21 protein-coding genes and 1 riboswitch are annotated in these 19,905 nt (G+C 61.3%); of the genes, 14 read left to right on the top strand and 7 right to left on the bottom strand.

What is annotated here, in order from left to right; genetic code table 11:
* Window positions 1–112: 112 nt before the first annotated feature.
* A complete protein-coding gene (locus R4P65_RS33220) occupies window positions 113–274 on the top strand; it encodes a hypothetical protein (RefSeq protein ID WP_411742592.1) in 162 nt (53 codons plus the stop codon).
* A gap of 91 nt (window positions 275–365) precedes the next feature.
* Here the strand turns inward: R4P65_RS33220 and R4P65_RS27265 are convergent, their stop codons facing one another.
* On the bottom strand, window positions 366–1,904 hold the full coding sequence (locus R4P65_RS27265) for an AMP-binding protein (RefSeq protein WP_317828828.1): 1,539 nt from the start codon (window positions 1,902–1,904) through the stop codon (window positions 366–368).
* A 191-nt stretch (window positions 1,905–2,095) separates the two neighbouring features.
* Here R4P65_RS27265 and R4P65_RS27260 point away from each other — a divergent pair, with 191 nt between their 5' ends.
* Window positions 2,096–2,914 (top strand): maleylpyruvate isomerase family mycothiol-dependent enzyme, encoded by an 819-nt coding sequence (locus R4P65_RS27260; RefSeq protein ID WP_317828827.1) that lies wholly within the window; start codon window positions 2,096–2,098, stop codon window positions 2,912–2,914.
* 34 nt (window positions 2,915–2,948) lie between these two features.
* A complete protein-coding gene (locus R4P65_RS27255; protein ID WP_317828826.1) occupies window positions 2,949–3,572 on the top strand; it encodes a Type 1 glutamine amidotransferase-like domain-containing protein in 624 nt (207 codons plus the stop codon).
* Between the two features lie 40 nt (window positions 3,573–3,612).
* Here R4P65_RS27255 and R4P65_RS27250 read toward each other — a convergent pair whose 3' ends face one another.
* On the bottom strand, window positions 3,613–3,939 hold the full coding sequence (locus R4P65_RS27250) for a hypothetical protein (protein WP_003941297.1): 327 nt from the start codon (window positions 3,937–3,939) through the stop codon (window positions 3,613–3,615).
* 575 nt (window positions 3,940–4,514) lie between these two features.
* Here R4P65_RS27250 and R4P65_RS27245 point away from each other — a divergent pair.
* Entirely contained in the window at window positions 4,515–4,784 is a 270-nt protein-coding gene (locus R4P65_RS27245; RefSeq protein ID WP_007726096.1) for a GNAT family N-acetyltransferase, read from the top strand.
* A 203-nt stretch (window positions 4,785–4,987) separates the two neighbouring features.
* Window positions 4,988–6,172 carry an MFS transporter gene (locus tag R4P65_RS27240; RefSeq protein WP_317828911.1) on the top strand — a complete coding sequence of 395 codons (1,185 nt, stop codon included), beginning with the start codon at window positions 4,988–4,990 and terminating at the stop codon, window positions 6,170–6,172.
* Here the strand turns inward: R4P65_RS27240 and R4P65_RS27235 are convergent.
* Window positions 6,165–7,733: a carboxylesterase/lipase family protein gene (locus R4P65_RS27235; protein ID WP_095971533.1), complete on the bottom strand. Its 1,569-nt coding sequence runs from the start codon at window positions 7,731–7,733 to the stop codon at window positions 6,165–6,167. The genes R4P65_RS27240 and R4P65_RS27235 overlap by 8 nt on opposite strands.
* Before the next feature lie 104 nt (window positions 7,734–7,837).
* Window positions 7,838–7,933, top strand: a riboswitch (TPP riboswitch).
* Here R4P65_RS27235 and R4P65_RS27230 point away from each other — a divergent pair.
* The 7 genes from R4P65_RS27230 to R4P65_RS27200 all read left to right on the top strand — a co-directional run bounded on the left by R4P65_RS27230 (window position 7,921) and on the right by R4P65_RS27200 (window position 14,347).
* A complete protein-coding gene (locus R4P65_RS27230) occupies window positions 7,921–8,664 on the top strand; it encodes a TenA family protein (protein ID WP_317828825.1) in 744 nt (247 codons plus the stop codon). Its footprint overlaps the riboswitch before it by 13 nt.
* Entirely contained in the window at window positions 8,664–9,692 is a 1,029-nt protein-coding gene (locus R4P65_RS27225; protein WP_095971618.1) for an ABC transporter substrate-binding protein, read from the top strand. The genes R4P65_RS27230 and R4P65_RS27225 overlap by 1 nt, the downstream gene beginning before the upstream one ends.
* Window positions 9,670–10,473, top strand: a complete 804-nt coding sequence (locus R4P65_RS27220; protein WP_296555768.1) for an ABC transporter permease — start codon at window positions 9,670–9,672, stop codon at window positions 10,471–10,473. The genes R4P65_RS27225 and R4P65_RS27220 overlap by 23 nt, the downstream gene beginning before the upstream one ends.
* Window positions 10,474–10,481: 8 nt before the next feature.
* Entirely contained in the window at window positions 10,482–11,276 is a 795-nt protein-coding gene (locus R4P65_RS27215) for an ABC transporter ATP-binding protein (RefSeq protein ID WP_041816070.1), read from the top strand.
* 306 nt (window positions 11,277–11,582) lie between these two features.
* Window positions 11,583–12,140, top strand: coding sequence for a LysM peptidoglycan-binding domain-containing protein (locus R4P65_RS27210; protein WP_230816995.1), 558 nt, complete (start codon window positions 11,583–11,585; stop codon window positions 12,138–12,140).
* Between the two features lie 165 nt (window positions 12,141–12,305).
* Complete coding sequence (locus tag R4P65_RS27205; protein ID WP_317828824.1) at window positions 12,306–12,788, top strand: hypothetical protein; 483 nt, start codon at window positions 12,306–12,308, stop codon at window positions 12,786–12,788.
* A 212-nt stretch (window positions 12,789–13,000) separates the two neighbouring features.
* Window positions 13,001–14,347 carry a T3SS (YopN, CesT) and YbjN peptide-binding chaperone 1 gene (locus R4P65_RS27200; protein WP_047270244.1) on the top strand — a complete coding sequence of 449 codons (1,347 nt, stop codon included), beginning with the start codon at window positions 13,001–13,003 and terminating at the stop codon, window positions 14,345–14,347.
* Window positions 14,348–14,368: 21 nt separating this feature from the next.
* Here the strand turns inward: R4P65_RS27200 and R4P65_RS27195 are convergent, their stop codons facing one another.
* The 3 genes from R4P65_RS27195 to R4P65_RS27185 all read right to left on the bottom strand — a co-directional run bounded on the left by R4P65_RS27195 (window position 14,369) and on the right by R4P65_RS27185 (window position 18,213).
* Complete coding sequence (locus tag R4P65_RS27195) at window positions 14,369–15,736, bottom strand: acetamidase/formamidase family protein (protein WP_317828823.1); 1,368 nt, start codon at window positions 15,734–15,736, stop codon at window positions 14,369–14,371.
* Between the two features lie 113 nt (window positions 15,737–15,849).
* Entirely contained in the window at window positions 15,850–16,968 is a 1,119-nt protein-coding gene (locus tag R4P65_RS27190) for a class I SAM-dependent methyltransferase (RefSeq protein ID WP_317828822.1), read from the bottom strand.
* Between the two features lie 129 nt (window positions 16,969–17,097).
* Window positions 17,098–18,213, bottom strand: coding sequence for a Glu/Leu/Phe/Val family dehydrogenase (locus tag R4P65_RS27185; RefSeq protein ID WP_317828821.1), 1,116 nt, complete (start codon window positions 18,211–18,213; stop codon window positions 17,098–17,100).
* Window positions 18,214–18,432: 219 nt separating this feature from the next.
* Between R4P65_RS27185 and R4P65_RS27180 the strand changes: the two genes are divergently transcribed.
* Both R4P65_RS27180 and R4P65_RS27175 read left to right on the top strand, forming a co-directional pair.
* Complete coding sequence (locus R4P65_RS27180) at window positions 18,433–18,945, top strand: Lrp/AsnC family transcriptional regulator (RefSeq protein WP_003941343.1); 513 nt, start codon at window positions 18,433–18,435, stop codon at window positions 18,943–18,945.
* Window positions 18,946–18,991: 46 nt separating this feature from the next.
* Window positions 18,992–19,453, top strand: coding sequence for a 6,7-dimethyl-8-ribityllumazine synthase (locus R4P65_RS27175; protein WP_003941401.1), 462 nt, complete (start codon window positions 18,992–18,994; stop codon window positions 19,451–19,453).
* 55 nt (window positions 19,454–19,508) lie between these two features.
* Here R4P65_RS27175 and R4P65_RS27170 read toward each other — a convergent pair whose 3' ends face one another.
* On the bottom strand, window positions 19,509–19,862 hold the full coding sequence (locus tag R4P65_RS27170) for a hypothetical protein (RefSeq protein WP_317828820.1): 354 nt from the start codon (window positions 19,860–19,862) through the stop codon (window positions 19,509–19,511).
* Window positions 19,863–19,905: the final 43 nt, after the last annotated feature.

Genomic DNA, 19,905 nt, shown 5'->3' with positions numbered 1-19,905 from the left:
TCCGAACAGTATGTTTGGACTTAGTTGAAGAAGCCTACTGTGAGGCCGATCACACTCGAATGGCGGGCTATTCCACTATTTGAAACGTCCGAAAGACGCAAAAGGCATCAAAATGACACGCCGAATCATCAGGGTCGAGCGAGTTTACGAACCCACTTCCGAATGTAACGCCGTCCGACTCCTCGTCGACCGACTCCGGCCACGCGGCGTCAAACGCGAAAACCTGCAGTACGCATCGCGCCGGCATCGAATGCTCGACCCGTTGTTCTACTGACAGCAAGCGAGGACCTGCCATACAGCCACGCGCAGGTCCTTGCCGACTATCTCGCAGAATTACTCTGATGTCCTAGCATTTCCCCTGAAGGTCAATTGCTCACATATTGAGACCGCAACTTGTGTTTCACGAGTTTTCCTGTCGCGGTCCTAGGCAATTCGTCGGCAAAGTCAATACTTCTCGGAGCTTTGAAATGTGCAACCTGGCTGCGAACGTATTCCAGCAATTCCTCGGCGACATGGGCACTCGGCTCGATCCCGTCCGCTAGTTGGACAACCGCCTTGACCTGCTCGCCCATTTCCTCATCGGGAACACCGATGACCGCCACGTCGAACACCTTCGGATGCAAGGTAAGTATGTTCTCGGACTCCTGCGGATAGATATTGACGCCACCAGAGATAATAGTGAATGCCGCGCGGTCGGTCAGATAAAGAAAGCGCTCGGAATCGATATAGCCGATATCACCACTCGTCGTCCACGTCGGATGATCCGGATGCTGCGCGGCGGCCGTTTTCTCGGGATCGTTGTGGTAACGGAACGGCAGAGTCTCCCGTTCCCAGAACACGGTACCGATCTCACCGACCGGAAGATCGCGCCCGTCGTCGTCACAGATGTGCACGAGCCCCATCACACCGTCACGACCGACGGAACCCGGATGAGACAAAGCCTGCTCGCTGTTGATGAAAGTGGCGCCCGAGCCCTCGGTCGAGGCGTAATACTCGTGGATCACCGGACCCCACCAGTCGATCATTGCCGTCTTCACTTCGGGCGGGCAGGGAGCAGCCGCGTGAATGGCGACTTTCACCGTCGAGACGTCGTAACGATCGCGGGTCTCCTTCGGCAGTTTCAACATTCGAACGAACATCGTCGGTACCCACTGACTGTGCGTCACAGCGTATTTACCGATCAACTCCAGCGCGGTTTCGGCTTCGAATGCATCCATCAAGATCACGGTTCCGCCGACCGAATTGATCACGCCGCAAAAGCGCAGGGGCGCCGCGTGATAGACCGGAGCTGGGCACAAATAGACTGTGTCGGAATCGAACCCGTACATCGGCGCGAACACCGCGGTGTACGGATCCATGGTGGTGTCCACCTCGCCCTCCGGAAGGTCCCCCTTGATTCCCTTGGGCCTGCCGGTGGTTCCGGACGAGTACAGCATGTCAGCCCCACGTGGCTGCGAGTCGAGCGGATCGGCGGACTGAGCATCGACCGCATCCTCGTAGTCGTCGAAACCCTCGAGAGCGCCGCCGTACACCAACCGATGGCGAACACGTGGAATCAGCTTCTCGTCCAACGGAACTGCTGCCGACGCCTGCCCCGACGCCACCAGAATTGTCGCCTCGCAGTCGTCGACGATGTAGGCGGCCTCCGCAGCCGTGAGATGCCAGTTCACCGCAGTGATGTAGAGACCGGATCTTAACGCTGCCCAGTACACCTCGAACGCGCGGAGATCGTTGTTCGAGATGAGAGCGACGTGGTCTCCAGGCTTGGCCCCGACACTTCGGAAGTATCGCGCCAACTGCGTCGACCGTTCGTCGAGTTCCCGATAGGTGATGGACTCACCCGTGGCGGGGCGAATGACGGCGGGCCTGTCCGGCGTGGACTGGACAAAATTTCCTGGAAACACGAAGACTCCTCTGTCGGGTACGACGACGCCGCGTGAGTCTGCTTCGGCGTCGACAATCCTGGTCTACCACAGGAACTCTGCTTCCCTCGGAGGTTTGGCGACACCGACTCGAGGCCTGGGAATGCCCGCTCACTTATCCGGCGCGACATACAGTGAGGAGAACCGAACCGTCCGAAACAGGAGATGTCCACATGAGTGGTTGGCCCAAGGACTCAGTAGTCGACGCGTTGACCGAAGAATGGCGAGTCATCGACGCACTGCTTGCCGAACTCGACGGCGACCAGTGGTTGGCACCGTCGAACCTTCCGGGGTGGACGGTTCACGACATCGTGTCGCATCTGATCGGTACGGAATCGCTGCTCTCCGGTATCGAACCACCGTCGATCGACCTCGACGTCCACGCATTGCCCCACGTCCGCAACGAGATTGCGGCATTCAACGAGCGCTGGGTCGAAGGCCTGAGGCGGACACCGCACGCGGACCTGTTGGCGCACTACCGCGATATCACCGCCAGGCGAACCGACGCACTTCGCTCGATGACGAATGAGGACTGGGACGCCGAGACACAGACTCCTGTCGGTCTTGCGCCCTACGGCCGGTTCATGCGTATTCGGACCTTCGACTGTTGGATGCACGAACTCGACATCAGAGATGCAGTCGGTATTCCGGGCGAAGAAGGCGGATTGCGCGCGGAGACTGCATTCGCCGAAATCACCAGCGCGCTCGGATTTGTCGTCGGAAAACGAGGAAAAGCACCCGAGGGAGCACGGATCACTTTCGAACTCGAAGGGCCACTTGCTCGTTCACTTCATGTCTCCGTCGACGCACGTGCAACGCTCGTCCCGGAACTGGACGGACCGGCGACAACGACCATCACCATGAGCTCACCGCTCTTCACCCGAATTGCCGGTGGCCGTGTCCACGCGTCCGATCACCGAAGCGACATCTCGCTTCGCGGTGACACCGCGGTGGGCACCCGCGTCGTCGACAATCTGGCTTTCACGATTTGAGGGCTGGGTGGGTAGGTCGCGAAGGTACTGAGAAGTGAAACTGTTTCTCTCGTCCTACCGATTCGGCGAACACCGCGAGGCTTTTGTCGATCTCGTAGGCCGCGGCGCTCGCATCGCGGTTATCGCCGCGGCTGCGGATTCGTGGCCCGTCAATGTCCGCAGTTCAGCGGTCACCAGCGAATTGACCCCGCTACGGGCAACAGGCTTCACCGCTGAGGAAGTGGACGTCCGCGACTTCCTGGGTGCACCGGAAGCACTCGAAGCCCGGCTTCGCGAATTCGACTGCCTGTGGGTCCGCGGCGGAAATACGTTCGTCCTGCGTGCACAGTTAGCCCGAAGCGGCGCAGATCGGGTCATCGAGATGTTGGTTCGTTCAGGCGTCGTGGCCTATGCGGGATACAGCGCGGGAGCGTGCCTGGCGACTCCGACTCTGATCGGGCTCGACGCGTCGGACGACCCCGCTGAAGTCATGCCCACGTGCGGTATCGACCCGATCTGGTCCGGGCTCGCGCTGGTCGACTTCGCGATAGTGCCGCACGGCGGCGATTCGCTACTCGAAGATCCACAGGTGACCGCGCGGACGGTTGCGGCGCTGACCACTGCGGGCGCGCAATTCACCGTGCTTACCGATCAAGAGGCGATAGTCGTCGAACGCTGATCGTGACGCAGACTGAGCAGTCCGCTTCAGCCGGACTGGATCAGCCGTGCTCTGCCACTGCGGTTCCGGCTGCCGGCGACTGACGCTCGAGCCGCGTCCACGCAATCTCCCAGCGCTTGACCGAGACCTCGTCAGCGTCCTCGAGAAGGGCGTCGAGGAGCAGGCGCGGGTTTTCGCGCCATGCCAGTTCAGCGGCATGAACTTCCGCAGCTGAGAACAACCCGGAAGCCTCGAGATCACGAATCCATTCGCAGATCTCGCCTCGGTGGATCCGTGCGATGGTCTCGTATCCCAAACCTTCGTCAAGGAAGTCGTACGAAAAAATTGCGGCAAAGTAACTGTTCGACTCACGCTGCCCGAAAATCATGTGCGTTCCTTCCTCGAAGTTGTCCGACGAAGACTCGAAATCGAACCGTTGCGAAGCCGCGCCAAAGTTTTTTTGGCGAAGTTGTAACGCTTCTTCTATCCCCGACGATTCAAACGCTAACCCCCCGAGCGGGTCTTTGGGATCACGTCCGAGAAACGATCTGATGACCAACGCAATACCCCTGGGGTTTCCGGGCGCTCACACCCATCATCGGCACGCAATCAGCGCCCCGCTGACCTGCAATTTGCCCGTTTCAGGCCCTCCACTTAATCCATCCGAACAGATGACAAAAAACTTTGTGACGAGTCCCACATATTGGGATGTTTACGATCGCGATGCATATGTATCACCCATTGTGGGCACAAAATTACGGGCAAATCGGCACGTGCAGACCAGTTTTGTTCGTTACGCGCAGCGACGAAGGCCCCTTGAACGGTCGTCCAGTTGTAGTTGCGCTAAGTAACGGAACTCACGGCGGCAACCGATATTGCGGACGGCCTGCCAGGTAGCGTGACTCCACAGAACGCAGACGCGGCGCGCCGCAACCGGCCGCCCTTTCGAAACGGAGCCCGAAGATGACCGAGACAGTGGCGCACAATCCCGCGGAAACGCGGTTCGAGATCCGAGTCGACGGCGAACTCGCCGGTTTTGCCGAGTACTCGGACCATTCCGGCGTCCGTGATTTCCACCACACGGTGACCTATCCGCAGTTTCGCGGGCGCGGGCTTGCCGCCATCGTGGTGCGTGAAGCGCTCGACCAGACCCGGAACGAGGGATTGAAGATCCTTCCGACATGCTCGTACGTCGAGAAATTTGTTGCGGAGAACCCCGTTTACCAGGCATAACCGAACGAGGACGCTCCGCGAAAAATCACTCGCGGACCTGCAGACCCCGCTGCTAGCGTCGATGGTGCCGTCGTCGAGATCCCAGGCGGCACCGTCTCGGGGAAGGAAAGAACGTGGTCGCCTCAGCAGATCGGCGTCCACCTGCGTCCACGGACGTAGCTACCCCCAGCTATCTCCCTCTCGTCCTAGTCAATCTCGCGACGCTGTTCTCGGCGATCGGCAACGGTATCGCCATCGTCGTGCTCCCTTGGCTGGTTCTCGAACGAACCGGCAGGGCCACCGACGCGGCAATAGTTGCCGGCGCCGCAGCCATTCCACTACTCGTGTCGAGCCTGTTCTCAGGGACCTTCGTCGACAAGTTCGGACGTCGTCGAACATCGATGATTTCCGACGCTCTCTCGGCGATGTCCGTTGCAGCGATCCCGATCATCGCGGCCACCGCGGGCTTGACGATCCCGGTGATCGCGGCGTTGGCCGCGCTCGGTGCGGTGTTCGACCCCGCCGGAATGGCGGCGCGGGAGTCAATGCTGCCTGCAGCAACTCGGACCGCCAAGTGGAAGCTCGATCGAACCAACAGCGTGTACGAGGCCAATTTCAACGTCGCATATCTGATCGGCCCTGGCATCGGCGGTGTCCTGATCGCAACGATCGGAGCGGTGAACACGCTCTGGGTGACTGCGGCAGGTTTTGTGTTCTCGATCGTCGTGGTGGCCTTCATCCGGCTTCCCGGCGCCGGAGTGCCCGAACACGAACATCGTCCGAAATCGATCTGGCACGGCACACTCGACGGTCTTCGGTTCGTCTGGAACAACAAACTGCTGCGCACTCTGGCGCTGATCGACATGGCCGTCGTCGCGCTCTACATGCCGGTGGAGAGCGTCGTGTTCCCGGTGTACTTCACGGAGTTGGACCAACCGGCCCAACTCGGATCGGTGTTGATGGCATTGGCGATCGGCGGCATCATCGGCTCTCTCGCCTACGCCCCGCTGGCACCGATCATGTCCCGGCGCCTGATCATGATTCTTGCTGTCGCCGTCCTCGGCATAGCGATGCTGGCCATGGCGCTTCTACCGCCGCTGTGGGTGATCCTCGTACTCGCCGGACTACAGGGTCTCGTCTACGGACCAGTCGGCCCGATCGCCAACTACGCCATGCAGACGCACAGCCCGGAGCACATGCGCGGACGCGTCGTCGGTGTCATGACGTCGACGGCCTACGCTGCCGGCCCGCTCGGCTACCTCGCGGTCGGCCCTCTGCTCGATCAACTCGGAATCGCGTCGACCTTTGTAGCCCTGTCGATTCCGATCATCCTGATTGCCGCGGTCTGTGCCTCCCTGCCGGTGCTTCGCGAACTGGATCGTCCGCGGCACTCGACCGACGTCAGTTGAACCCCATCACGTCGTTGCCCCAGGCGACGCGCAGTCCGTGATCGGGGTCGCTGACGAGGGTGTCGGCCGAGTCGATCAACAGCGTCGACCGCTTCTCTTCCTCGTACGGCGCCCAATGTTTCGAGCCGTCGAGAGCTGCCGGCACGGCATGCCTGGCGAAGGCCAGCCATCGCCGTTGGATACGGCCGGCTACCTCCATCGCGGCCTTCCGCCCACCCAGCCAGAACGTGGGGTCGACGTTCAGGGTTCCGAAATTGCCGAATACATAGGGTAATTCGGTCGCATGGCCCGCGCCGATCCGTGCGGCCTTGAGCATCGGCGTCGCGTGATCGAAGCGGTACACCCACGTAGGGGAATGCCTGCAGTGGGCGTCGGCAATCCACAGAGTCGGCATGCGAAACGCCGCGTCCCGTGAGAGCGCCAGCGCGCCACTCGGTTTCGCGTGATCTGGGTAGGCCGACATGATCTCGGCAAGTTTGGTCGCGGAGATGTCGGGGTGATCGTCCGCCAGTAATTGGAGCATTGCCTCGACGGACTGTGCGCTCACCGGCATCAGCGGCGACTTCATGAACTTGAAGATCGACGCCTCGTCCTTGTTGGAACCGATGATCAGTGGGATTCGGTGCGCGTATCCCTTCTGGAAAGCCGCAACCGGGTAGTGCGGCACCAGATCGCGATCGACGACGGGTGCCATTGCCAAAGTTCCCGGAATCCGTGTCGGAATCTCGTTGACCAGGTCATCGCTTGCCTTCACGAGAAGTTCGAGATCCGTGGTCAGCAGATCGCCTGCGTCTTCAGGGTCGATCGAGAGCAGTTCGAGAAACCGCTCTGCCACGGTCTTGGCGCGCTCGGCCCCGTAGACGGAGGTCGCGGGAGGACTCTGGGCAATCGCACGATGGAACAGACCTTCGGCGCTCGGACAGGTCATGAGCGTCGTGATGGATCCTGCGCCTGAGGACTCACCGAACACGGTCACCGCACTCGGGTCACCACCGAAGGCGTCGATGTTGTCTCGAACCCATTCGAGCGCCGCAATCTGGTCTCGCAGACCACAGTTCGATTCGAAAACGGTATCCCCGGTGGAAAACGCGGACAGGTCCAAGAATCCCAGTGCGCCGACGCGATAGTTGAAGGAGACGAGAACGACGTCACCGGTTTCAGCCAGATGACGGCCGTCGTAGATCGTTTGGGCGGCAGACCCGAGGCAGTAGGCGCCGCCGTGAATCCACACCATCACCGGTCGAGGCGTGCCGTCGGGTCGCGGGGCCCAGACGTTGATCGACAAGCAGTCCTCGTCGATCTTGAAGGCCCGATCGATCGGAACCGCCGGACTCTGGCCTTGCGGCGCGATCGGCCCGAATTCACGACAGTCGCGCACCCCGTCCCACGGCTCTGCGGGTTGCGGCGCGCGGAACCTCCGTGCACCTACCGGCGCTGCTGCGTAGGGCATGCCCTTCCACGCGAACACACCGCCATCCGGATACCCGCGGGCTTCACCGCCTCTGGCACGGATCACCAGTGTTCCGTCCTCGCCGAGATTTGGTCGAACGTCGGTCTCCATGTCTGAATCCCCTCCCGACCCGCGCGTGTGGCAATCAAGACCAAACCTACCAATCTCGGACCGGTGTGCGCCGAGTACACAATCCCTCGGTGTTAAGGTCGCCTAGTTCTGACACGGGGTGCTCCGCATGGGCGGGGCTGAGAACACACCCGGGAACCTGATCAGGTAATGCTGACGAAGGGATGTCATGGCTACTACGCAGCCTGCATACAATTCTGCCGAAAACTCGGTGGCCACAGCGCCGTCGACGGATCGGTTCACCGATCGACTCTGGGCCGAGACGAAGGTCCTCCGCGAGTCGATCGACTCGCTCGAGTTCCTCCGCCGCCTCGGCGACGGAACATTGCCTCTCGACGCGTTCCGCACATACATCGAGCAGGACAAGCTCTATCTCGAGGGATACTCGAAGGCGTTGTCCCTGGTCGCGGCCCACGCCCCGGATCCGCAGTCCGCGGGCTTCTGGTCGAATTCCGCGTCCACGGCAGCGACAGTGGAATCTGCGCTTCACGACGGCTTGCTGACCGGTGGAATTCTCCCCGCGGGATCGGGAAAACTGGAGCATTCGCAGGCCTGCCTGGGATACGTCTCGTATCTGACGGCGACTGCGGCAACGGCGCCTTATCCAGTGTCCGCAGCGGCAGTACTCCCCTGCTTCTGGATCTATGCCGAGGTCGGCCGCGATCTTGCCGCTTCAGCGCGCGAGGTACTCGACGCCGATCCGTCGCATCCGTACGCACAGTGGGTCACAACCTACGACGCACCCGAATTCCACGAATCGGTAGCGCAGGCTCGCGTACTGGTCGATGCTGCGGCTGAAGCTGCCACCGAGACAGAGCGAGAGGCGATGAGTGAAGCGTTCCGCATCGCCAGTCGCTACGAGCTGATGTTCTGGGATTCCGCACTCCACCAGCAGCCTTGGCCGGCGTCGTGATGTCGTTCGCGGCGCTACGCCGCACGCTTGCCACTTCTGCCGCGATCGCAGCCGCATTCACAGTTCTGACCGGATGCGCCTCTGACACCGGCTCTTCCGACGGGACCATTCGGTTCGCACTCGACTGGACACCGAACACGAACCACACCGGTTTGTACGTTGCACTCCAAGAGGGCTACTTCGAGGACGCCGGTCTGGACGTCTCGATCCTGCCGTACAACAACACCTCGCCCGACACCCTCGTCGACGCCGGTAACGCCGAGTTCGGCATCAGCACACAGAGTCAGGCCACGTTCGCCCGTGCGGCCGGCGCCGCCACTACGTCCGTCATCGCGCCACTTCAGCACCGCGCCACCGGCATCGGCGTGAAGGCGGATCGTGCGGACATCACGCGTCCGCGTGATCTCGACGGAAAGACGTACGCGGGGTTCGGCGATCCGGGTGAAGTCGAGACGCTGCAGCAGATCATCCGCAACGACGGCGGAACCGGGAACTTCACGACGGTCACGCTCGGAACGTCCGCGTACGAAGCCGTGTACTCGGGCCAGGCAGACTTCACCGTCTCCTACTTTGCTTGGGAAGGCCTCGAAGCGGAGCGAAACGGAACCCCGATGCGGTACTTCCAGTACACCGATTACGGCTTCCCCGATGCGTATTCGATCGTGATCAACGGCAACCAGCAGTGGTTGAAGGACCATCCCGACGAGGCACGCAAGTTCGTCAAGGCCGTTCAACGCGGTTATCAGACTGCTGCCGACAACCCGGACCAGGCCGCGCAGGACCTCATCGACGCGAATCCCGGAGCATTCACCGACGAAGACCTCGTCCGTGAGAGCCAGCGGATGCTCGCCGCCGACTACATGAAAGACGCCAACGGAGTCGTGGGCGCCCAGAATCTCGAAACCTGGTCGGGCTACTCAGGATTCCTCTTCGACAACGGGTTGCTCGCCGGACCGGACGGGAAGCCGTTGACCCAGAAGCCGGACTGGTCGGAGTACTTCACCAATGAGTATCTCGACGCGTCCTGACGTGAGCGGGCGATTGGTCTCGACCACGCGGCGGGCGCTTCCCGCGCTCGCCGTGGTGGTGCTCCTCGTGGCGGCATGGCAGATCTACGTCGAGATCAGTGGGATTCGGCCGCAAGTACTCCCGTCTCCGGGTCGCGTTGTTTCCCAGGGTTGGGACAACCGCGAGATCATCGCCGGCCACGCCTGGTCGACATTGCAGGTCACGTTGGTCGGCTTCACCGTTTCATTGGTGTTGGCCTGGATTCTTGCTGTGGTCGTGGACTTTTCGCCGTGGTTGTCACGCGCGCTGGTACCACTTTTCGTCGTCTCGCAGACGCTGCCGATCATCGCCATCGCGCCACTGATGATCATCTGGTTCGGCTTCGGGTTGCTGCCGAAGGTGTTGGTGATCGCACTTGCGACGTTCTTCCCCATGACCATCGGACTCATCGAGGGATTTGCCGCGGCCGACCGGGAAGCGGGCGCTCTCCTGCGCAGTATGGGCAGCACTCGCTGGCAGGAGTTCCGCTACGTCCGCCTTCCTTCGGCGATTCCGCGATTCTTCACCGCCCTGCGTATCGGTATCACGTATGCGGTCGTGGGCGCGGTGTTCTCCGAATACGTCGGCGCAACTTCCGGTTTGGGTATCTACATGAGCACCCAAAAGAACTCCTTCCGCACCGACCTGGTGTTGGCGGCCGTACTGGTGACCGCGTTGATTAGCGTCACGCTGTACTTGCTGACGTTCGCCATCGAGCGCATCGTTGCACCATGGGCAATGAACGAAAGGTCGCGGACATGACTGACCCGATGGTCGAGGATGCAATGGTCGAAATTCAGGACCTGACCAAGAGATTCGACACGGCCGGAGAATCGCGTCTCGTGCTCGATTCGGTGTCCTTCCGCGCCGACGCGGGCGAATTCGTGTCGGTGATCGGGCCGAGCGGCTGCGGCAAGAGCACGATCTTCAACGTCCTGGCCGGGCTCGAATCCCCGACCTCGGGTTCGGTCCGTGTGGGCACGCGCGCAACTGAATCCGAAGCAGCCGCCGAGGTGCACACCGCGTACATGCCGCAGAAGGATCTTCTGTTCCCTTGGCGCTCGGTACTGGACAACACGGCCCTCGGTTTGGAAGTGCAGGGAGTCGGCAAGAAGGAAGCACGCGAGCGCGCTCGTGAGTTGTTCCCCGCGTTCGGCCTGTCCGGATTCGAGGACGCCCGGCCGTCACAGCTGTCGGGCGGTATGCGCCAGCGAGCGGCGATGCTGCGCACCGTTGTTCAGGGCAAACCTGTCCTGCTGCTCGACGAGCCGTTCGGCGCACTGGACTCGTTGACCCGCACCGAGATGCAGGCTTGGCTGCAAGACGTGTGGCAGCAGTACCGGTGGACCGTGCTGATGATCACCCACGATATTCGTGAAGCGATCTATCTGTCCGACCGCGTGGTCGTTCTGTCTGCGCGTCCGGCAACGGTCAGGTGCGTAGTCGACGTCCCCTTGCCGAGACCACGCGAACTGGACATGATCACCACGCCCGAGTTCGCCGACGTCGAGCGTGAACTGCTTGCCGTTCTCCACGACGAGACGCGCAAGTCGCTACGCCCCTAGTAGTTACTGATAATGCAGTAGTTACTGATAATGCGCTGAGAGAGTTTCGAGTTCACCTGGAGTTCAGGAGAACGCGCACCGAAACCTGACGAGGTCACGTACCATGATCCGGCGCTTTCACCCAAAACGCCTTAATATCAGCAAGATCCGAACGCTCGACACGCAGTCCGCCAACGCTGCACAATTCTCCGTACTCTTCGGTAACGTACACTCGGTCGCCTACGAGACCAACGGCCAGAAGGTAACTGGACGGTAAAGCGGAATCGTGGAGGCACAGTCATCGCAACAGATTTGGAAAGGGACAGCGTGAGCACACTGCAGTCAGGTCAGAGCCTCGGAGTCGGCCAGGAACTCAAGTCCGACAACGGCGCATACACCCTCACTTTGCAGGACGACGGCAACCTGGTTCTGTCCGAGGGCGGACAGGCTGTTTGGGCCGCAGGCACCAACGGATCCGGCGCCAACCGCGCCGAGGTGCAGGCTGACGGAAACTTCGTCATTTACAAGGACTCCGACGCCGTGTGGGCATCGCAGACCGCAGGCAACGACGGTGCCTCCCTCTCGGTTCAGGACGATCGCAACGTCGTTCTGTCCGCCGGTGGAAATGCTCTGTGGTCTTCGGACACTGCAATCGAGGCTCCGGCCGCCGAGGCTGCCCCGGAGCCCGCTGCGGCACCCGAGCCCGAGCCTGCACCCGCCGCTCCGGCAGCGCAGAGCTACACCGTCGAAAGCGGCGACACCCTGTGGGCGATCGCAGAGCGTTTCTACGGTGACGGCAACCAGTACCAGCGCATCGCGGATGCAAACGGCATCCCGAACCCGGATCTCATCAACGCCGGTCAGGTACTGACGATCCCCGCCTGATTCACTGCTTGACCTGGCCCTGGGTGCCGACGTCCGCGTCGACACCCAGGGCCTTTTGTGTTCTACGCCACACAGATTCGCGTCCCGCCCAGCAGGCCCTGATACTCCATTGCGGCATCCTTTCGCCTACAGTACTTCCGTACTGCTCCCAAAGGACAGGTGTGCATGAAAGACAGAACAGTCATGATCGGCGCTGTCGCAGTGGCCGCTCTCTCTCTGACATCAGGCCTCGTTTTCGGCGGAGCAGCCGGCGCATTCGGTTCCGGCGGCCCTGTGGTGAAGCCTCCGGCTCTGGTCTCGTCGCTTTCCGTGGAGTCCGTCGCCGGGATCGAACCGGCCGCGTTCTACAGCTCGGTTGCAGTCCCCACGGTTGTCATCCCGCCGACGCCGACCTGGCGAATCGCCGACGAGACGACTGCTCCTCGTAATCAGCCGCTGGTGGTGACCGCGACAAGCACGAACTCCGCTACGTCCACTACGACTGCAACGAGTACGACAACACCGGTCTCGTCCACGACCACCGCGTCGGCTACCGCGACCTCGTCACCGACCGCGACAGCCACGACCACCAAGACCAGCACCACCCCAGTTGTCACGACCGGGTCCACGCCGCCCGTCGTCGAGGTCTCGCCCGTTCTTGCCGGATAGTCCTCGCTCTTTCGCCTGCATACCGCCTGGCGTGACGGCGGTTACAGGCACACTTCAGTCGCCGCTCTCGAATAACCGATCTACCTGCGACTACCTTCCTCGTCGTCACGGTTCGTGGCCCGCTGCAAACCGGTCGACCGGAAAAGGACAGCAGCATTGTCGGAGCCTCGCGATACCGTAGAGGTCTGAGCTTTTGCGGAAGGAGGTGGCTGATGAGCGCAATGGGCTTCGATCTCGATGTCAGTGTCGACCGGGCGTGGGCAGAATTTCAACGTCGCCTCGGCGATCACATTTCCATCATGGTCGACGGCGACGTGCTTGCCGTGGAATCGTCCACCGGCGACTTCGATCCAGCTGACGGCGCAGCGCCATGCGTTCAGTTCCTCGTGTGGGACGAGAACACAGTCCGCTGCGAGGTTCCTTCCAACGACTTCCTTCATCCACGCTATCGACTCGAAGATGCCGACGAACAAAAATTGATCGCACTCGGCTGGAATCCGCCTTCCGAGAATCTCGAGGATCCGAACAACTCCCCCGCCTTCTGCGTCGACAAGGCACAGAACTGGGCCGATCAGCTCGCAGCGATGACTGTCGCTGCATTCCGTGATGTGTTCGGTGTACAGCACCCGGCATTTCTATCCAGCGACCTCACCGGCAACGAGCAGACTCCGGATTTCGATCCGTCGGTTGTCGAGTCGACAGAACTTCCGACACTCGACCCCACCGCGGCCTACATGCCCAACGACATCGACCATCTCAAGGAGTTGGTCACTCTCGCTTTGCTTCCCATGCTCGGCACGCTTCCCGAGCGGGACAGCGACGGGGACATACCAATTCGGGTCGGTTCGACTGTCATGTTCGTCGGTCCGCTTTCCGAGTCCATGGACGTGCAGTTGTTCTCCCCACTCGTTCAGGACATCAGCAACCGCACCCGTGCAGCCGAGGTCATCGCCGATCTCAACCGCAAGTGGTCGCGCATCAAGTTCGTCTTGATCGACGACCGTCTGTCGGTGTTTCTCGAGGTGGCGGGTTCACCATTCGTTCCCAAGCAACTCACCGATACGTGCGCCGCCCTGACGTCGTTCCTGCGTACCGTGGACGACGAGTTCGCCGCACGCGTCGGCGGAGACCTCTTCTTCGCGAACAAGAGCGGTGACTCCTCCTCGCTGCAGCCCGATCTGACGGCCGAGGACCTGCCTCCCGAACTCGAGACCCTACTGCACCTCGATCTGGACGTGGCCGAGGATCTCGACGCGGTAGCCGATGTCTGTGGTCGTGATCGCGATCTGATTCTTCAGCTCCTCCACATCAGCAACGAATGGCAGATTCAGCTGCGTAGTCAGGCTGTGGACGCCCACAGTCGCGGAGACGCCGAAGAGGCTGCGGGATACGAGGATCAGGTCGGCGGGTGGGAACTCATGGTCGACCGTCTGCGAGGGGCTTTGCGACTGGTGGTCCTGCCCAATTCTCGAACCGAGACGCCGGCAAAGCCGCAACCTGAGCAGATGGGCTTGTTTGCCGATCCCTTGCAACAGAGCCTCTTCGACGATCCGTCCTGATAACACGGATCGGCTTTCCCGCTATTCGAAGTGGGATTTGAAGATCTGTCCGTGGACGCCCACGGTTCGATCGACTACCTGCGAGACCGTGAAATCGGCTGCGGCAGAAAGATACGCGTAGGCCGTCGCTCGATCCATACCGCGATCATGCTCGAGGAAGTCGAGTGCGTTGACCACCGCACGTCGCATGGCACCGTTGAGGTCACTGTTCTGCCCATCGACCGAACCGTTGGGGTCGGACAGGCCGATCGGAATCCAGGCCTCCTCGGTCTCGGCGAACGGGTATCCGAAAGCCACCGATGGAGCCTCACCGGAGTTCTTCTTGCACACGCTTAGTCGGAACGTGCCGCGCAGCGAACCTTCCATCGCCGTCAGCGCTGCCTCGCCGTCGCCCATGGCCATGTGGGGGTCACCGACGTAGAAGAGGGTGCCTTCAGCGAATACCGGCAAATAGAAGGTTGATCCGACACCGAGATGCCTGATGTCGATGTTTCCGCCGCCCAGGGTCGGAGGAATGGAGTTCGACGACGGGGATGTCGGGTCTGCATCCGCAGAATAGGCAACTCCCATCATTCCCATGAAGGGCCGCAGGGGAAACCGCACCTTCGACTGTCCGAAAGGCATCACGCCCTTGCCGTCTTCGATCGCCGTGAAAGTGGAAACACCGCCGTACTGCAACGGATCCTTTGTTGCGCGCCCGTCTGTGGCGACCGGCGGCATGACTTCGTCCAGAGTGATTCCCGCTGGAGCGGTTCCGTCTGCTGTGACGGCGAGAGCGCCCTTGCCGTGTCTGCTCGACACAACGCCGTACGGCACGCGGGGAATGGCTTCGAGAGTCTCGATCTTGAGTACGTCTCCAGGCTGGGCGCCTTCGACGAAGACCGGGCCGGTGACGACGTGCGGTCCGTCCTTGTCGAAGTTTCGTTCGGTTCGGTTGTATTCGGCCGCAACGGCAATCGCATCCTCGAGCACGTCCTTCTCGGAAACGCCTTTGCTACCGAAGTATTCGAGAGGATTGCGCCCTTGATCCTCGAGAATTCCCTCGTGCGAGAGTGCGTCGATGGTTACGGTCTGTCCCGACTTCATCCGCATCACCTCGCGGGAATGAATGTTGGGCACATAGCCCCACATGACGTCCGACGGATCCGAACTCAGATAGTGGTCGCCGCTGACGTTTCCACTGCCCGGTTGCAGAATCGGCACACCATCGGCGAACGGCAGCGCAGAGGAGGATGATCCAGCCGGCGATGCGTTCGAGTGCGCGCATCCCGAAGCCACACCCGCAACGCCTACTCCCGCACCGAGAGCCGCGACTGCCCTCATGAATCCGCGTCGGCCAAGACCTTTCGTCAGGTCCTCGGCTGCGTTGCGGGCAAGAGTGTTTTCCATCGAGATCCCTCCGGAGTGCGTGACGATGTGCGACTGCGAAGAAAGCTAGACCCGATTTGTTACTCGTTCATTACCATTTCATGGCAGGGAAATACCGTTGACTGAGAATGAATTCAGCGATGGCGAAGCCGCCACAGCGACGTCGTTTCACGTGCTCTGGCGGCGTGAAGCGCATCGGTTCGGTCACTGACCTTTGCGTGCGTCGGTTTGACGTCGATGCGATCGACAACAGTGAGCCCACCGGCCGCAATCAGGTCGTGTAGTTCGGATCGCGTTCGGAGGCCGAGGTGTTCGGCAATGTCCGAGAGGATCAGCCACGCTTCTCCCCCGTCGTCCAGATGCGCTGCGACACCAGTCAGGAAGCCCTTCAGCATCGCTCCAGCAGGGTCGTAGACGGCGTATTCGATGGGCGAGGTGGCCTTGGCCGGAATCCAGGGAGGATTGCAGACCACCAACGGAGCGGTGCCTTCGGGAAAGAGGTCTGCTTCCACCACGTTCACCTGATCGCCGTAGCCAAGCCGCGACAGGTTGGTGCGCGCGCATTGCAATGCCCGGGGGTCCTGGTCGGTGGCCGTCACTGTCTGAACTCCACGCCGCGCCAGGACGGCAGCAAGAACGCCGGTACCTGTTCCGATATCGAAAGCAGATTCCGTCGACGGTAGCGGAGCAGACGCGACAAGATCGACATACTCCCCGCGGACGGGTGAGAACACTCCGAAGGCGGGATGCACTCGTGCGTCGAGAGCCTCGATGAAAACACCTTTGCGGTGCCACTCGTGAGCGCCGATCGCGCCGAGGATGTCACGCAACGAGCGAACCGACGGCTCACCGGTAATCCCGAAGGCTTCGGTCAACGCTACTTGCGCGTCCGGGGCTCGCCGGAGTGGAATCGACAGATCTGCATCCAAGGGAATGAGCAGCATGCCGAGAATCTGCGCGCGGCGTCCTTGGGTCTGCCTGTGGAGATGGAAGGCTTTGGCTGGGTCGTCGGACGCTCGGCGCGGCTTGCGGTCGATGCGCGACGCGACGGCCTTCGACAGTTGGCGAGCGTTCTGAAAATCTCCGCGCCACAACAACGCCGTGCCTTCGCATGCCAAGCGATAGGCGTCGTCGGCCTTCATCGTGTCGTCGGCGACGACGATGCGCTTGGGCGCCGGGGCGTTGCTCGTCGAACCCCAACGGGCCGATTGCTCGGCGTCGTTCTCGGTCCACACAGCGAATTGTTCAGTCATGTAAGCCCTTCCGGCGTCCGACGCATAGCGGCCGGTCTACCGGCTGATGTGGTCCAGATCTGCAAAATCTGCTTGTCTGGTGTCCACACTAGTCGGGACCGGCCGCGCTACATGACTGCGAGAAGGATGTCAGCCCTTGGCGACGCGAGCTGCCTCGGCGATCCGAGCCTCGGCGACCGCGTCAGCAGCCTCGCCGGCGAGGATTCCGTCCTTCTTCGACTTCGCGAAGATCTCGGTGACCGTGTCGAAGATCTTCTCGACCTTGAGCTTGACCTCTTCGGCCGAGTTGCCCTTCAGCTCGCCGGCAACCTGGATGAGGCCGCCGCCGTTGGCGACGTAGTCGGGGGTCCAGGTGATGCCGCGGTCGCGGAGGATATTCTCGACCTCGGGCACGGTGAGCTGGTTGTTGGCAGCGCCGCAGACAACCTCGGCCTTGATCGAGCGTGCGGTCGTGTCGGTGAGGGTTGCGCCCATCGCGCAGGGTGCGTAAACGTCGAGATCGGCGTCGATGATGCTCTCGACGATGCTCACCTGCGGGAAGTCAGCCTTGACGCGGTCGAGCGCTGCGGCGTTGACGTCGGTCGCGAGAACGGTCGCGCCGTCTGCGAGGAGGAGCTTGATCAGCTCGTAGCCGACCTTGCCTGTGCCCTCGACACCAACAGTCTTGCCTGCGAGCGACGGAGTGCCCCAATGCGACTGTGCCGCGGCGCGCATCGACTGGAATACGCCGAGGGCCGTCATCGGAGCGCTGTCGCCGGAACCGCCGACTGTAGCGTTGCGGCCGACGACGAAGTCGGTGTTGCGGCCGATGATGTCGAGATCGTTGGAGTTGGTTCCGACGTCACCAGCGGTGATGTAGCGGCCGCCGAGGGTCTGGACGAATTTTGCGTAGGCGCCGAGCAATTCGTCGGTCTTGGCCGTTGCGGGGTCGCCGATGATGACAGCCTTGCCGCCGCCGAGGTCCACGCCGGCAACCGCAGCCTTGTAGGTCATGCCACGCGAGAGACGCAAAACGTCTGTGACTGCGGCGGATTCGTCGGAGTACGGGTAGAAGCGCGTTCCGCCGAGTGCGGGGCCGAGCGTCGTGGAGTGGATGGCGACGATGGCCTTGAGGCCGCTCGCGGGATCCTGGAAGAAGCTCACCTGCTCGTGGGGGTAATCGCGCAGGTAGTCGGCGCGATCGAACACGCCCGCAGTGTCGTCATGGGAAACAACGGAGTTCACGGGCTCGGCGGTGAGAGTCATTGTGGGATAGACCTTTCCGAAGAATATACGGGGCGCAGTCGAAATATTGGGGCGAAATGGCCATTGGGTACTATTGGGGACAAATAACCCAAAGAGAATCCCGCTGAGCAATTCGTGGAACCAATGCTCTGCCTGAGTTACGATTTGGTCAATGCAAATCTCTTGAACTAGTCAATTCGATCATCCAGTGACTCAAATCACTGAGGAGAGGTTCACAAAGTGCTCAGCATCGACAAGCTCGACGTCCAGTTGCTCGGACTGCTCAGCAAGGACTCGAGGATGAGTGTGGCCGAGTTGGCCAACTCGTTGGGCGTCGCCCGCAACACCGTCCAGTCGCGAATGAAGCGCATGGAATCCAACGGACTTCTCACCGGGTTTCGGCCGAATCTCAATCTCCCCGAGGTCGGTATCCCGATTCAGGCATTTGTCGGACTGGAACTCGAACAGGGCAAGATCAGCGCAGTCGCTCGCAGTCTGACCGAGTTGCCCGAGGTGATCGAAATTCACGCCACAACCGGTCGCGAGGATTTGCTCGTTCGCGTGGCCACGTCGACGCACGCGGCGTTGCAGAAGTTGGCCGAGCAGATCGTCTCACTTCCAGGCGTCACGCATTCGACCACGACTATCGCTCTGACCAATCCCCTTCCGTACCGGATTCAGCCTCTCCTCGAGCACCTCACCAATGACGCCGGCTGGGGTCGTTCGACTGCCTTCCCCCGCCAGCAGGACTAGGACGGGTGGTCGCGTCGATGCTTCCCGGTGCGCTAGTTTCATGGTTATGAGTGAGATCCAGGGACAGCGCATCGCGTTCATTCAGGCGACGTGGCATCGCAACATCGTCGACCGTGCACGCGACGGATTCACCGACGCGATCGTCGAGCTCGGCTACCCCAAGGACACGGTTGATTTCTTCGAGGTTCCGGGAGCTTTCGAAATCCCGCTGCACGCTCGGAGGTTGGCCAAGACCGGCCGCTACCAGGCGATCGTCGCCGCAGGTCTGGTCGTCGACGGCGGTATCTACCGGCATGACTTCGTTGCAACGGCTGTTATCGACGGTCTGATGCGCGTGCAGCTCGACACCGACGTTCCGGTCTTCTCGGTGGTCTTGACACCGCATCACTTCCACGAGCACGCCGAGCACGTCGACTACTTCAGCACGCATTTCGTGAAGAAGGGCGCCGAGGCTGCTCGCGCGGTCGACGCCACCGTCAAGTCGTTGAAGGCCCTGCCCACCAGCTAGTCGTTACCCAGCCTCGCTGAGTCGAATGCCATCGGCTCAGCGAGATTTTTTGTGTCTATCGAGGGGTCTCGGTACTTGCGAGTGCCGAGGCGTTCGAGTCGTCGACTTCGCCGTAGCGGTCGACGCATTGCTGGAAGAAGTCCCGCATCTCGGTGACCACTTGGATGTGGCTGTTCAATGACTTCTCCAACGAATCTTCACCGCCGACGGCCTTCTTGGAGAACTTCGCGGCGAGGTCCTGCCCTGACTTGAGTGTTCCCATCGCATCGAGAAACTCAAGTGACGCTGCCTCTCGTTCGACGGCCCACAATTCGATCAACAATTCAGAACACGACGCGACCAAACCTTGTGCCGCCTTGAGATCAACACTGATCTGATCTGCCTGCCAACCGCCAAAGAATCCGGTCATTTCGTTCCCCTCTAGTGTTCCGCTACCCGCAGTCAGTCCTCGC

The sequence above is a fragment of the Rhodococcus sp. IEGM 1318 genome, from assembly GCF_033142465.1.
Lineage (GTDB): Bacteria > Actinomycetota > Actinomycetes > Mycobacteriales > Mycobacteriaceae > Rhodococcus_F > Rhodococcus_F qingshengii_B.
This window is presented reverse-complemented; position numbering and strand designations above follow the sequence as displayed.